This is a genomic window from Sphaerisporangium dianthi, assembly GCF_042654065.1.
Lineage (GTDB): Bacteria > Actinomycetota > Actinomycetes > Streptosporangiales > Streptosporangiaceae > Sphaerisporangium > Sphaerisporangium dianthi.
The window spans coordinates 18,380-33,047 of sequence record NZ_JBHSFP010000028.1; the positions used below are offsets into that span (position 1 = coordinate 18,380).

General features: G+C 71.6%; 9 protein-coding genes. 4 read left to right on the top strand and 5 right to left on the bottom strand.

Annotation, left to right across the window (positions count from 1 at the left end; all coding sequences use genetic code 11):
• Window positions 1-2: 2 nt before the first annotated feature.
• The 3 genes from ACFO60_RS30365 to ACFO60_RS30375 form a co-directional block, all read right to left on the bottom strand.
• Window positions 3-1,283: an MFS transporter gene (locus ACFO60_RS30365; RefSeq protein WP_380847009.1), complete on the bottom strand. Its 1,281-nt coding sequence runs from the start codon at window positions 1,281-1,283 to the stop codon at window positions 3-5.
• Window positions 1,280-3,772: an ATP-grasp domain-containing protein gene (locus ACFO60_RS30370; protein WP_380847012.1), complete on the bottom strand. Its 2,493-nt coding sequence runs from the start codon at window positions 3,770-3,772 to the stop codon at window positions 1,280-1,282. Before ACFO60_RS30370 ends, ACFO60_RS30365 begins: the two co-directional genes overlap by 4 nt.
• An 85-nt stretch (window positions 3,773-3,857) precedes the next feature.
• Entirely contained in the window at window positions 3,858-5,204 is a 1,347-nt protein-coding gene (locus ACFO60_RS30375) for a condensation domain-containing protein (protein ID WP_380847015.1), read from the bottom strand.
• A gap of 626 nt (window positions 5,205-5,830) precedes the next feature.
• Here ACFO60_RS30375 and ACFO60_RS30380 point away from each other — a divergent pair.
• Window positions 5,831-6,112 (top strand): hypothetical protein, encoded by a 282-nt coding sequence (locus ACFO60_RS30380; protein WP_380847018.1) that lies wholly within the window; start codon window positions 5,831-5,833, stop codon window positions 6,110-6,112.
• A gap of 327 nt (window positions 6,113-6,439) precedes the next feature.
• Here ACFO60_RS30380 and ACFO60_RS30385 read toward each other — a convergent pair whose 3' ends face one another.
• Window positions 6,440-7,384, bottom strand: coding sequence for a hypothetical protein (locus ACFO60_RS30385; RefSeq protein ID WP_380847021.1), 945 nt, complete (start codon window positions 7,382-7,384; stop codon window positions 6,440-6,442).
• 403 nt (window positions 7,385-7,787) lie between these two features.
• Between ACFO60_RS30385 and ACFO60_RS30390 the strand changes: the two genes are divergently transcribed.
• Window positions 7,788-8,828, top strand: coding sequence for an SRPBCC domain-containing protein (locus ACFO60_RS30390; protein WP_380847024.1), 1,041 nt, complete (start codon window positions 7,788-7,790; stop codon window positions 8,826-8,828).
• 30 nt (window positions 8,829-8,858) lie between these two features.
• Here ACFO60_RS30390 and ACFO60_RS30395 read toward each other — a convergent pair whose 3' ends face one another.
• Window positions 8,859-10,541: an alkaline phosphatase D family protein gene (locus ACFO60_RS30395; protein ID WP_380847027.1), complete on the bottom strand. Its 1,683-nt coding sequence runs from the start codon at window positions 10,539-10,541 to the stop codon at window positions 8,859-8,861.
• Window positions 10,542-10,821: 280 nt separating this feature from the next.
• Between ACFO60_RS30395 and ACFO60_RS30400 the strand changes: the two genes are divergently transcribed.
• On the top strand, window positions 10,822-13,533 hold the full coding sequence (locus ACFO60_RS30400; protein WP_380847030.1) for a bifunctional glycosyltransferase/CDP-glycerol:glycerophosphate glycerophosphotransferase: 2,712 nt from the start codon (window positions 10,822-10,824) through the stop codon (window positions 13,531-13,533).
• Window positions 13,530-14,606 (top strand): glycosyltransferase, encoded by a 1,077-nt coding sequence (locus ACFO60_RS30405; protein ID WP_380847033.1) that lies wholly within the window; start codon window positions 13,530-13,532, stop codon window positions 14,604-14,606. The genes ACFO60_RS30400 and ACFO60_RS30405 overlap by 4 nt, the downstream gene beginning before the upstream one ends.
• Window positions 14,607-14,668 lie beyond the last annotated feature (62 nt).

The following is a 14,668-nucleotide window of genomic DNA, read 5'->3' on the forward strand; positions in this document are numbered from 1 at the left end:
GGCTACGCCACGGCCGTCTCACCGGGTTCCGGTTCCAGCGCGTCGTCCCGCTCCGCGTGCCTGAGCCTCGCGCCCACCAGCGTCGCGGCGGCCGCGGTGACCAGGAACAGCGCGGCGAGGACGATCATCCCTGTGGTCTGCCAGCTCAGGACCACGGCCACGAGCACCGGGCCCGCGATGCCCACGGCCGCCCCGCCGAGGCTGAACACCGAGAGGTACTCCGTGCGCAGGTCCCGGGGCGCGTGCCGGTAGGACATCTCCCAGCCGCCGACCGCCTGGAGCATCTCACCGCAGGTCAGCAAGACGGTGGCGACCACCAGCAGGCCGATCGTCAGCCAGGTCCGGGAGTACGACGAGGTGACCAGGACCAGGCTGGAGGCGGCCAGCATGACGCCGGCGCCGCGCAGCGCCCGGGTGCCGCCGCGCGAGTCGCTGACGCGCTTGGCGAAGTGCACCTGCAAGACGATCGCCAGCACCGTGTTCACCGTGATCAGGGCGCTCAGCAGGCCGGGAGGGGCGTCGGTCGACTGCACCAGCCAGAGCGGCAGGCCGATGCCGAGCAGCACGGTGTGCAGGAACAGCACGCCGTTCACGGTGGTCAGCGCGAGGTAGCGGCGGTCGCGCAGGACCGGCAGCAGGCCGCTGTGCCAGCGGGCGGGCCGGTCCGCTGGGGCCGCCACCTTGACGTGGAGCAGGCCGAAGAGTCCGGCGGCGGCGACGCAGCACAGGCCGCCGAGCAGCAGGATCGACCGGAGCATCCAGATGTCGCCGAGGCTCAGGAACGGCGCGGCGGCCAGGGCGCCCAGGCACATGCCCACGTTCGAGACCGAGCCGATGACCCCGAGCGACTTGGTCTGGTCGCGCTCGCCGACGACGGCGCTCACCACGAGCTGGACCATGGGGAGCACCGGTCCCTGCGAGATCATGAACAGGGAGGCGAAGAGGGTGAAGGTCCAGACGTTGTCCGCGAAGGCCAGGGCGACGAGCCAGGCCCCCCGCCACACCTGCACCATGCGCAGCAGTTGCAGCGGCCCGAAGCGCCTGGCCAGCATGCTCACCGGCACCGTGGTGAGAAAGCCGGCAAGTCCCGCGACGGTGAGGCCGGTGCCGACCTGAGCGGTGCTCAGCCCGATGCCCTTGAGGAAGAAGACGGTGCTGCCGGCCAGGAAGAGACCGCTGCCGGTGGCGTAGACCACGACGGCGGCCACGATGACGCGCCCGTCCCGGTTCGGCAGGATGTAGCTGCTGAGCAGGCGCCGCAGCGCGTTCGCCGCGCCGCTCACCGGGCACCTCCGGCCACCAGCGGCTCGACCTCGGCGCGCACGAGCTCCGACGCGCGGTCCAGCGCCCGGCGGCAGTCCTCGGGGGTGTCCCCGGTGACGATCACGGCGGCCAGGCGCGGCACCACGCCGCGCGGCGGCAGCAGCAGCCGGGCCCCCGGCTCCGCGAGCCGGACCACCTCCACCACGCCGGGCACGGCCGCGGCGCAGGACACGTCGAGCGAGCGGACCACGCCGTCCTGCGGCGGGTAGAGGAAGCTCACCTCCGCGCAGATGTCGCGGGACTGCCCGAGGTCGGGCGTAAGGCCCAGGGCCAGGTCCACCGCGGCGGCGGTCAGGTCGACACCGGTCGCCAGCTTGCCGAGGTAGGGGATGAAGTCGCCGCCGAGGCGCCCGTTGAGCTCGATCAGACGCGGACCGGCCGCGGTGAGCCGCACCTCCGCGTGGGTGACGCCGGTCTGGACGCCCAGCGCCCGGTGCGCCTCGACCAGCAGGTCGGTGAGGTCGTCCGCCCACGGCTCCCGCCGCCAGGGCGAGACGAGGTGCCCGACCTCCTCGAAGAAGGGGTCGAAGCCGAGCCGCTTGCGGGCCACGTTCGCCGGCCGCACGTCCCCGTCGCGGACGACGGAGTCGACGCTGATCTCCGGCCCGGAAAGGAACTCCTCCAGCAGCAGGCCGTCCAGGGGGTCCAGGCCCGGGTAGGCCGCCTCGACCGCGTGGTGGTAGAGACCGCGCAGGTCCTCGGCGTCGTGCACGATCACCACGCCGACGCTGCCCGCGAGCGATCGCGGCTTGACCACCACCGGGTAGCCGATGGCGTCCGCCGCGCGCAGAGCCTCCTCCTGGTCGCGCACGTGGGCGAACGCGACCCCGGGAAGCCCGGACTCGCGCAGCAGCCGGCGGGTCGCCAGCTTGTCGCGGCAGTTGCGCGCCGCGGCCGGGGACATGTGCGGCAGGCCGAGCCGAGCCGCCGCGGCGGCGGTCACCTCCAGCAGCACCTCGTCCCAGGTGAAGACGCCGGCCGGGCCCGGGGCGCCGGCGACGCACTCGCCCACCGCCCGGGTCAGCGCGTCCACCCCCGGGTCCGCCACGCTGCGGTGCCCGGCGAGGTACCCCGACTGCCAGGTGGGCTCGACGGGGCCGGCCAGCGCCACCTCGCAACGGGCCGCGGCGTCGGCGAACGCGTACTCGCGATAGGCCCTGCCGCCGCTGCCGACGAGCACGACCCGCTCGGGCGCGTCCGGATCGATCGGGGTGCAGCGGAAGTCGAAGTCCTGGATCGTCCGGCGGATCGCGGCCTCCACCTCGTCGGCGCTCCGGCCGCGGAACCGGAACCGGGCGCCGGAGTGCTCGTACCCGGCCAGGTCGGTCAGCGTCTGACCCACCACGGGCACACGCTGGGCATAAGGACCGCCGCTCCCCCCGTCCACCGGCCCGCCGGTCTCGTCCCCGGCGCCCGCGCGCGACCCGGCCGCCACGACCCGGCACGGCCGGGCGACCGGGGTCGGCACGAGCAGCCAGCCGCCGCGCTCGGCTCCGAGCTCGATGCGGCCGGCGTCGGGCAGGGGCTCGCCCATCTGGAGCGCGAAGGCGGCCGCCATCAGGTCGACGCCGTGCACCTCCTTCCACACGAAGGGCACCTCGGCGCCGCCGGGGCGCGCTCCCACCTCCAGCACCTGCAACCGCGGCGCCGAAGGCGTCCCCGACAGGAACAACTCCAGGTGGAACACCCATGGGCCGGCGGACAGCGCGCGCACCACGCGGGTGGTGAACTCGCCCACCGCCTTGGTCAGCAGCGGATCGTCCAGTTCCACCGAGCCGAGCGCCGCCCCCTCGGTGAACTCAAGGCAGGTGTTGACGTAGCGCGACGCCCGCCATGCCCCGAGGCCCGTTCCGGTGGCCACGCCGTCGACGTGCAGGATGACGTCCGGCAGGTAGGGCTGTACCAGCATCGGCATGTCGCGCGGGAAGACGTACGCCGCGAGCTCGGCGGGCGAGCCGAGGCGGGTCACTCCGGCACTCGCGGTGCCACGGACCGGCTTGACCAGCACCGGCCAGCCGTGGACGGCGGCGAAGGCGCTGACCGCCGCGTGGTCCGCCGCGGGCTCGGTGGCCGGGACGGGGACCCCGGCCGCAGCCAGGCGCCGCGCCATGACCAGCTTGTCGCGGAAGGGCGCGAGCTCGCCCGGGGTCTCTCCGGGGACGCCCAGCTCGCCGCGCAGTTCGGCCACGATGTCGAGGTCGACCTCGTGCAGCGCGATGATCCGTGCCGGCCTGCCGAACTCCTCGACCAGGGAGGCGACGGCGGCCCGCACCTCCTTGCCGTCCTCCGTGCTGCGCACGGTCCGCACCGCCGCGGCCCGCTCCGGCAGTGACCCGGCGGCGCGCCCGGTCGTCACGTAACTGACGCGACGGGCGCCGTGGTCGACGTAGGACTCGTAGTCGGCGTAACGGTCGCTCCATCGATGGATGACGATGATCTGGTCGGGCACTGACCCTCCCTGTGGTGTGCGAACGACGATCGTCTGCGGACGGCTCTGGGCGCCCTGCGGCCGAGCGGGAGCGGCGGCCCGCGGCCTACTCCGGGCCCGCGGCGGCCACCAGGATGTCCCGCAGGAGCAACAGCAGGCCGGTGACGTCGTCGAAACCGGTGCCGGGCGAGTTCTCGCGCAGGGTGCAGGTGAGTGCCGCCCCGTCCTGCACCTGGAGGTAGAGGGGAGCCCCGATGTTGCGCCCCGCGGTGCCGGTCTGGATCTCCTCCTGGACGAAGGTGTGCTCCTGCTGGTACTGGCCGAGGTAGTTGAAGAAGTAGCGGAAGAAGCCGCTGACCGATCCGTCGAAGGTGCCGTTCACCGAGCCGCTGTAGCCGTGGACGCGTCCCAGCTCGAGCACGTCGTCCACGTTGTACGCGCTGTGCCGGTAGGAGCGGAGGGAGTCCCAGTGGACCCGGCGGACCAGCTCGTCGAAGTCCTCCCCCGGCTCCGGCGCGACCAGCAGCGGGACGATCTGGTTCTGGGCGGCGACCAGAGTCTCCCAGCGGGGGTCGCTCCGGTTGTGGGCGTAGACCGCCACCAGCAGCCGTTCGCGGCCGGTGCGGCGGTGCACGGCCAGGCAGAAGGCGGCGAGCACCACCGAGGGCAGCGAGATCTGCAGGCGCTCGGCGATGCGGTGGGCGGCGTCGGCCGCCTCCTTGGAACCGAGCCGCGCCCAGCGGGTGGAAAGGGCCGCCGCGTCCTCGGCACCGTCGGTCGCGTCGGTCCCGGGCTCCCGCTCCATCGCGGGGGCGGCCTCGAAGATGCCCGTCCAGAACTTCCGCGCCGCCTTCCGCCGGCGCTCCCGTTCGGCCGACCACTGCTCGGCGGCGAGCTCTCGGCCGTTGGGCGCCGGCTCGGGGATGCTCAGCCCGTCCACCAGCCCCAGGAACTCCTGGTGCAGCTGGTTGATGGCCCACGCGTCGACGGCGATGTGGTGGAAGCAGATGACGAGGCGGACGGGGGCTCCCTGGGCGGTGACCACACAGGCGCGCCAGGAACGGTCCACGGCGAGGTCGAAAGGCTCGGCCCCGGCCTTCGCGGCGGCCTCCTCCGCCACCAGGGCGGGGTCGTCGCCTCCTTCCATCGTGTCCAGGCGGACCGGCGCGGGCGGCCACACCGCCTGGATGAGGTCGCCCTCGCCCTCGGGCTCGTAACGGGTGCGCAAGGTCTCGTGACGTTCCTCCAGTGCCTCCAGCGCCTGCTCGACCGAGGCGAGGCTCACGCCGTCCGGCAGCGTCCATGTCTGTGGCAGATTGCAGGCCTCCGGGGGAAGTCTCTGGATCGACCGCCATAAGGAAAGCTGACCGAACGTCAACGGTGCGCGAATGACCGACAGCTGCTCCACGACCTGAAACCTCACCGAAACAAATGGGTTTTTTGAGGAGCGCACAGGCAGCGTCCCGGCTGCCCGAATCCCTCACCGGGGGCATCACCGTCGACGCCCAAGGAGAACCGAAGAAAGGGAAATAGTCGCCGAGGCAAACGGGCTCACCGTCTTGCTTCCGCGAAGACGCTAACGCAGCGAACCCGCCGAGGAACAGAATCTTCTCAGCAGTTGAGACGGACAGATCATCAGCTTCGACTCAGATTATGACAATTCTACCAATGGTGGGTGCTCGCCACTGCCGGCAAGCGAGCATTTCTGGATCGCACCAACGCCATTGCGGCATTCCGGCCGCCCGGTATCCAGGCCTTCGCTTGCACCTAAACCGGCGAATCAACCTCAATAACAATAGTTCGACGTCACATGCAACTTCTCTCACACGTGAGCTCGCGGCCGAGGTTGATCGATCACCACCGGGTCCAGGCCTTCCGCATGAAACATTCACAAGCGGTGACACGTGACCGGAAAGGTCCCGCACCCTCTCCTCATACCCCTGGCGCACTCCCATCCGAGGCGGGCCGACGGCGAAGGAGAGGATCAGACAGGCGGAGAAGCGGTGAGAGCCGCCGGTATGAGACGGCTCACCGTCCGCCCTGGAGTTGTACGGTGTGACAGAGGAGGGCAGACACTTTATGGCAGACGACCAGATCACGACAATCGGCAAATGTCATGTGTGCAAGCGCGCCTTCGGCTTCACCCCCGCGACCGTGATGACGGTCATGATGGATCCCGGCACCGGCCTTCCGCTCGGCATGACGGTGGCGGGCACTTTCCGTGAGCCGACACCGGAAGCCGTCGCCAGATCGGTCGAGGAACACATCTGCCCCGCCTGCGTGGACAGGGCGAAGGAACTCCACAAATCGATGAACGCGGCGCCCGTCCAATTCGACACCTGGCCGAGGAGCACACCTTGACCACGGCCCAGGCATCCCACGCGCGTTGATCTCCGCTCTCGGCCGAGCCTCCCCGGCGGCCGAGCCGCGAACGCTCGGCGGCCGAGAAGTGGATGCCCGATGCCGAGCCCCGGATGCCCGGATGCCCGGATGCCGAGCGGCAGAGGCGCCCCGACGGCTCTGCCGCCACCGCCCGTACGGTGTGGGTCAGGCGCGGGCTGTACACCGCTTCGACGATCGCGGGCCGGTTCGGGTCACGTCCGGCAGGGCTGACGACGGAGACCGCAAGATCGCTCGGCGTCACCGGCGAACGTTCAGACGACGCCGCCCCGCCGCTGTGGCCAGGTGTCAGCGGAACAGGTCGTCGACGACCCGAGCGGTCGCGGCCCGCTGAATCCACTCGTCGAGCCGGGCGGCCTCAGCGCATCCGAGAATGCGCTGCCGAACCTCCTCGGAGACCGCGACGCCTCGAGCACCCAGCAAGATCAGGACAGCCTCGGCCTTCCCCTCCGCCTTCCCTTCGGCGACATATTTCTGCGCGAAATCGCTTTGGTACTCGTATGTCCCGGTAGCCATTAATACCTCCATATGCTTTCGAGCCGCCTCAGGGAGCATCATCAGCACGAAATCAGCGTACAACCGGGCCTGCTCGTCGTCGATGACGGACAAGGCGGCGATCAACGCCGCAAGAACCGACTCGACCTCGAGATCACCACCATGAGCCACCGCTGAGAGCACCGCCAGTTCCGGCGCACGGACGGCTGCCGCGCGGTCGGTCACCACCGGGACCGCCTTCGGACCGGCGACCATCGGGATCAGCCGCCAGCCAGGATGGCCCATGTCGATCGGAGTCGCGCACCACCGCGCGATGCCGGTGTCGGTGCAGACGACCAGCAGGACGGCAGGACAGCGCTTGCGCGCGCGAACCGACGCCAGGTACATCGGCCAGCTCCACCGCTTGTGCGGATCGCGGCCGCGCTGAACCTCCACCACCACCGCCAGCACCGGCTTGTCACCCGACGACAGCACCACCACCGCATCGGCGCGATACTCCGCCGGCGAGCACTCCGTCAGGTCCCCCGGCTCGATCTCAGCCAGGCTGTACTGGGGGAGCGCCACAGCCAACGCCTCGCCCAAGAGTTCAGCGGCCAAAGCGGGACGATTCTTGAAAAGAAGAATCAAAGCCTCGTGTTCCAGATAGGGCATGGCGGCGACATTACAGGAATGGCAAAGGTCGAACAAAACTTCGCCAGAATCAGCGATAAAACCTTCGGAGCCGGTGGCATTACGCATTTATCGTGGGAAAAGTCAGATACAGGGGGTATACGGCCTCACGTATGGCCGGTAATCGAGTCCGGGACACCACGGGGGCCTCCGGCCGCTTCGCCTCCTTCGGACCGCCCGCCTTCCCCACCCCTGAGCGATGGAGGGTCGTCGTGTGACCTGTGCCTTCCTGGAATCGAGACGGCACGAGACGCGTCGTGTCCCTCATTCGGGCCGGGCTCGCGTGCGTGCGCCGGTGAATCGCCGAGGCGGCCCGCCGCGCCCGAACCGAGGCGCGGATGGGATGGGGATGGGTGATGGGTGGTGAATCACTGGGGTAGCAAGGTAGGTGTGGGCGGTCATAATCTCGCAAGAGCGACAAGGGCCGTCGACTGTGCACCGGCTGGGCGGCACCTGGATGAGGAGCGGGTCGATGACGATGCGGTTCGAGCACGAGTTCACGGTCCCCGTACCCCTCGAGCAGGCGTGGTCGGTCCTCCTCGACGTCGAGCGGGTCGCCCCCTGCCTGCCGGGAGCGGCGCTCGACACCGCGGAAGGCGACGTCTTCACCGGCCGGATGAAGGTCAAGGTGGGCCCGATCACGGTGACCTACCGGGGCGAGGCCCGCTTCGAGGCGGTCGACAAGGACTCCCACGCGCTCACCCTCAAGGCGACGGGCAAGGAGGCGCGCGGCACCGGCACGGCAAGCGCCACGGTGAGCGCGGCGCTGTCCGGTGAAGGCGCCCGGACGCGGGTCAAGGTCGAGACCTCCTTCAACGTGACCGGCCGTCCCGCGCAGTTCGGCCGCGGGGTGATGGCCGAGGTCGGAGCCAAACTGCTCGACCGGTTCGCGGCGAATCTGGCCGCGCTGCTGAACGAGGCGCCCGGAGAGGCCGCCGGTGTCACGGCGCCACAGGCCACCGCGCCGGACACACCGACCGCGGAGGCCCCGGCGCCGGAGACGACCATGGAGACGACCGCGGGGACCCCTGCGCCGGAGACGGCCACGACGTCCGGCGAGAGCGCCGCGGCGACGGCGGAGCCCGTTGAAGGCGCGGCTCCGGCGGCCGAGGCCGCGGAGGCCGCCGGCATCGGGGTGAGCGCCCCGCCGCTGTCCGGCGAGCCCGCCACGACCCCGTTCAACCAGCCCGCCGCCCTGGAGGGCGAGGGCGAGACGCTCTCCGAGGTGATCCCCGTGGGAGGGGATCAGCCCGCCGTTTCCGAGCAGCAGCCCGCGCGGCACCTCACCGCGGTGCCCGACTCCTACGAGCCGCCGTACGCCGAAGAGGCCGCGGGCCGTCAGGTGCACCCCGCCGGGACCGCCCGCACGTCCCGCACCGCCGAGGAGGAGGCGCTGGACCTGCTGGAGATCGCCGGAGTGCCGGTGCTCAAGCGCGTCGCCCCGGTGGTCGCCGGCCTGGCCCTCGTCGTCTTCATCGCCTGGCTGCTACGCCGGATGATCAAGGCGCGGTAGTCCCCGGCGATCGCCGGGCGGACGGAGGGGTCAGGGGCGCTCGGTCTCCCAGTCGACGGTGTCCTGGACGGTCATCTGGCGGGTGCGCAGCGAGGTGCCGTCGAGCGGGCGCAGGTAGGTCTGCTGGACGCCCGGGACCCGGTCCTCGATGACGAAGGTGGCGCGGGTGTAGGCCTCCGAGCCCGGGACCCGCACCTGGGGCAGGACCTTGAAGTCGGCGGTCATCAGGTCGCGCTCGATCTTCGTCAGCACGTAGCCGCGCTGGTTGTTGTAGAACCTGAGGTGCGGGTTGATGGCCAGGTAGGGGTGGGTGGCGGGGTCTGAGTCCACGCCGTCGCCGCCGGTGCTGATCGAGGTGGCGACCAGCTCGGAGCCGACGGAGGGGCCGGTCGGGTCGTCGTAGTCCAGCTTGAGGTCCGAGGCCCAGTGCGCGTGCACGTCGCCGGTGAGCACGACGGGGTTGCGCACCTTGGCGTCCACCCAGCCCTCGGTGATGCGCTGCCGGGAGGCGACGTAGCCGTCCCAGGCGTCCATGCTGGTCACCTTGGCGGGGCCGGCGTTGTTGTCGCGCTGGGCGAAGAAGACCTGCTGGCCGATGACGTCCCACTGGGCGCGGGACTTGCGGAAGCCGTCCAGCAGCCACGCCTCCTGCTCGGCGCCGGTGATCGAGCGGGCCGGGTCGACGGCGGCGGGGCAGTCGCTGTAGCCGTCGCCGCAGCCCTGGTCGTCGCGGTACTGCCGGGTGTCGAGCATGTGGAAGGTGGCCATGCGGCCCCACCGGACCCGCCGGTAGAGCTGCATGTCGATGCCGCGCGGGATGGAGGTGCGGCGCAGCGGCATGTTCTCGTAGTAGGCCCGGAACGCGGCCTCGCGGCGGGCGAGGAAGTTCGGCTGCGGCACTTCGGGCTTCTCGGGCACCTCGTCGGCCCAGTTGTTGTCGACCTCGTGGTCGTCGAACACCACCAGCCACGGCGCGGCGGCGTGCGCGGCCTGCAGGTCGGGGTCGGCCTTGTACTGGGCGTGCCGCTGGCGGTAGTTCGCCAGCGTCTCGGTCTCGGGGCCCTCGTGGTCGCGGACGTTGCCGCCGGGGATGGTGTAGGTGTCCTTCGTGTACTCGTACTGGTAGTCGCCGAGGTGCAGGATCAGGTCGGGGTGCTCCTCGGCTAGGCGCCGGTAGGAGGTGAAGTAGCCGTGCTCGTACTGGGCGCAGGAGACGAAGGCCATGGACAGCGCCCCGCCGTAGGACATCAGGTGCGGCGCGGTGAGGGCACGGCCGACGGGTGACAGGTAGGGGCCGACGCGGAAGCGGTACCAGTACTCGCGGCCGGAGGGCAGGCCGTCCACCTCGACGTGGATGCTGTGCCCCCATTCGGGGGCGGCGGTGGCCACGCCCGAGCGCACGACGCGACGGCACCGTTCGTCGGAGTACACCTGCCACAGGACGGGGAACGGCCGCGCGGGCATGCCGCCCATGCCGTCCTCGGCGAGCGGCGTGGTGGCGAGGCGGGTCCAGATGACGAAGCCGCTGTGGTCGGGGTCGCCGCAGGCCACGCCCAGCGTGAAGGGATCGGAGCGCAGTCCTCTGCTCGCGAGGCTCTGCGCGGTCTCGGCGGCGGGGTCGGGGGCGGCCAGCGCGGCGGACGCCGGGATGGTGGCGATCGCGCCCGCGGCCAGGCCGGTCACGAGGAAGGATCGTCGGTCGAGGTGCGGCATGCGGGGCTCCCGGGGGGTCAAGGGGCGACATCCGCAGCCTTGCCGAAGATCATGACTCCCCCGTTAACGGGAATCGTCATGAAGTAGGCGATATATGCCACTCAAACCACCGAATCCGTGACGAAGGTGATATCGCGCCGCCGCCACGGCCGTCCCGCCGTGCGCCCCAGGGTGACAAAGGTCGAGGCAAGCGCCGGTCAGCACTCCGCCGCGGCGGACGGCAGGGGCATCCGTCCGGGAATACCCCGGTCAGGGTCAATGCCGACTCGGGAGACCAACCATGCAGCCGGACGTCAGCGTTGTGCTCATCACCTTCAACGACTCCGCCCGCCTGCCGCGCGCCATCGCGTCCGTGCTGGGCCAGTCGCTTCGCAACCTCGAACTCATCGTCGTCGACGACGCGAGCACCGACGACACCTCCGCCGTGGTCGCCGGGCTGGACGACGCGCGGATCAGGTACATCCGCAGGCAGGTCAACAGCGGCCACTGCGGGGCGCCGCGCAACACCGGCCTGGACGCCGCGCGCGCGCCGCACGTCATGTTCCTCGACAGCGACGACGAGCTGACCAGGCACGCCTGCAAGAGCCTGCTGCTGGAGGTGCGGCGCACCGGCGCCGACTTCGCGGCGGGGCAGATCTCGCGGCTGGTGGAGGCCACCGGCCGCACGCAGCGGTACCGCCCCGAGCTCTACCGGCCGCGCCGGGTGGTGGACGGCGTCCGCGCCGAGCCGCGCCTGTTCCTGGACGGGTTCGCCACCAACAAGCTCTACCGCACCGCGTTCCTGCGCGAGCACGGGCTGCGCTTCGCCGAGAACATCCACTACGAGGACCATGTCTTCACCGCCGCGCTGTTCTGCGCGGCCCGCCGTTTCGCGATCGTGCCGTGGGTGGTCTACCTGTGGCGCCGTGCAGCCGACCAGACCTCCATCTCCCTCTCCACCGGCGACATGGACAACGTCCGCCACCGGGTGCGCGCCGCGCAGATCAGCGACGCGATCTTGCGCGACAACGGCTGCTCGGATCTCGTCGGGCACCGCCAGCAGCGCTTCCTCTCCCAGGATCTGCGCGTCTACCTCAACAAGCTGCCGCGCCACGGCAAGGTGTGGATCAAGGAGTTCACCTCGGTCGTGCGCCCCTACCTCGACGAACTGGAGCCGGGGGCGCTCCAGCGAGCCGAGCCGATGACCAGGGTGTGCTGCCACCTGATCGGCCTCGACCGCGCCGAGGACCTGCGGGTCGCGGCCCGTTCGCTGACCGGCCCGAAGGCCGCCCCCCGCCACGCCCTGCGGGTGGACGGCCGGACGTACTGGGGCACGCGCGCCGACCCCGGCCTGGACATCACGCCGCTGCGGCTGGCCGAACTCCCGTTCACCGCGTCCCGGATCCGGCACGAGGCCGGCGAGATCTCCTGCCGGGGGACGGTCGTGTCGATGACCGTCCGCACCTACGACCCCTTCGCCGTGCTGCGCCGCTGGGAGACCGTCGCCGAGCTCACCGTCAAGGGCCTGCGGGTGCCTCTGGAGCCGCGGCGCCAGCCGGACGGCAGCTATCTCACGCGGGTGGAGATGGACCTGGCCGGCGCCAGGCTCGGCCGCCTGGGCTTCGACGGCGGACGGGACGTGCGCATCGCCTACGTCCGCCCGGACGGCCATCGCACGAGCGACCGCCTGCTGGTCGACCCCGCCACCCCGCCCCTGACCCTCACGGTGGGGATGCACGAGGTCACGCTCGCCCCCTCCGGCGACAGCGCCGTCCTGCGCGTCTCCTGGCGCCCGTCGGACACGCTGCGCCGCGCCGCGCGCCTGCGCTCGCTGCGCGCCCTGGCCGGGGACGCGAGGCTGAAGCTGTGGGTGTACCGGCGGCTGATCAAGGTGGTGCCGCGCCGCCGCGACCTCGCCCTGTTCGAGTCCGACGTCGGCGCCGCCTACACCGGCAATCCTCGCTACATCCACGAGGAGATCCGCCGCCGGGGGCTGCGGTTGAGGGTGCGCTGGTCGGCGCGCGCCGACGCGGCGGGATTTCCCGGCGGCGTGCCCCTCGTACGGCGGATGAGCTGGCGGTACGTCTGGACCATGGCCCGGGCGGGCTACTGGGTGGACAGCCACGGGTTCCCGCTGGACTTCCCCAAGCCCAAGGGCACCCGCTACCTGCAGACCTGGCACGGCCAGGCGCTGAAGACGGTCGGGTTCGAGTCACCCGACCTGCGCGGGGACTTCCCCGGCCCCCGCGAGCGGTGGCGGGCGGGCGTGGCACGCTGGGACGCGCTGGTCTCCCCCGGCCCGGAGTTCGAGCGCGTCTTCGTGCCGTCGAACGAGTACACCGGCGCCGTCCTCGGCTTCGGCTCGCCGCGGTGCGACGTGCTGGTGAACGGGGACCCCTCGGCGGGGCCGCGCGTGCGCGAGGCGCTGGAGATCCCCGGCGACCGCCGGGTGCTGCTTTACGCGCCGACCTACCGCGACCTGGCCAAGCGGAGCGGCGCGTCGGTGCGGCTCGACCTGGACGCGCTGGCGGACGCGCTCGCCGACCAGTGGGTGCTGGTGCTGCGCACCCATCCGGCCGAGTGCTTCAAGGTGCCTGAGCGGGTGCGGCGCCTCGTGCGGCCGGCCGGGTCGTATCCCGAGGTGAACGACCTCATCCTGGCCTCCGACGTGCTCGTGAGCGACTATTCCTCGATCATCTGCGACTACGCCTGCACCGGGCGGCCGATCCTGCTCTACGCCGACGACCACGACGACTACGTGCGGATGGAGCGCGGCCTCAACTACGACCTGCGCGAGATCGCCCCCGGCCCCGTCCTGACGTCCACCTCTGAGCTGATCTCCGCGCTGCGCGACCTTCCGGCGGTCCAGGCGGAGTACGCCGAGCGGTACGCGGACTTCGCCGCCCTGTTCTGCTCGGAGGAGACCGGCAAGGCGACCCCGCGCGTGGTGGACGCCTTCTTCTCCGGCCTGCCGGCGGAGACCGGGGAACTGCCCGGGGATAGAGGCGCATGAGCGCGGTCGTGTTCGCCTGCATGGACGCCGACACGCTCGGCGGCGTCCAGCAGGTGACCCACACGGTCGCCCAGGGGCTGGCCATGCGGGGACACGAAGTGCACGTGATCGGCCTGCACCGGGCGTCCGACCCGTTCCGGTACGTCGAGCGGCCGCTGTACGAGCGGCACGTCGTGCAACGGCGGCCGGTGGGCGAGGGCGCGCGGTGGGTGGCGCGGGGCCGGGTGGCCCGGCTGCTGTCCACCGTCGGCCCCGGGTACGCGGTGCTGACCTCGCCGGGAGCGGTGGTCTGGCTGGCCGGCCTGCTGCCGCCCCGGCTGCGCTCCATCGGGCAGTACCACGGCTCGTTCGAGCACGCCCGGGGCACCGCGCACTTCGCCTCGGTCCGGCGGGACTACGGCGCCCTGGACCAGGCCGTCTTCCTCAGTCCCGAGGACGCCCGCCGGTTCTCCGAGGAGGCGCTGCTGCCCAACACCGCTCACCTGCCCAACCCGCTGCGCGCCTGGCCGGACAAGACCTCCTTCCTGGACGTGCCGCGGGTGCTGGGCATGGGCCGCCTGGCCCCCGTCAAGCGTTTCGACCGGCTCATCACGGCGTTCGCGCGCGCCGGGCGCACGCGGGGCCGCTGGGAGCTGCATCTGATCGGCGACGGGCCCGAGCTCGCGAGACTGCGAGCGCACGCCGCCTCGCTCGGGGTCGCCGACCGCGTGGTGTTCCGGGGACGGGTGCCGGCCTCGGAGATCGGCAGGGAGTTCCTCAACGGGGCGGTCCTCGGACTCTCCAGCGAGCACGAAGGGCTCCCGCTGGTCGTGGGCGAGGCGGCCTCGTACGGCATGCCGTCGGTGGCCTTCGACGTCTCGGGCGGGGTGCGGTCGCTGGTGCTCGACGGCACGACCGGGGTGCTGGTGCCGCCCGCGGACGTCGACGCGTTCACCGCCGCGCTGAGCGCGCTCATGGCCGATCCCGCACGGCGGCGCCGTCTGGGCGCCGCGGCGCGGGCGCACGCGGCGGCGTTCCGGCTGGAGAACGTCCTTGACCGCTGGGAGATCCTGTTCGCCCACGTCCGCCGCTGAAAGCCCGGCGCGGGCGCCTGATGCCGGCCGGGCCTCACCGAAAGGCGCCCGCCTCCACCGGC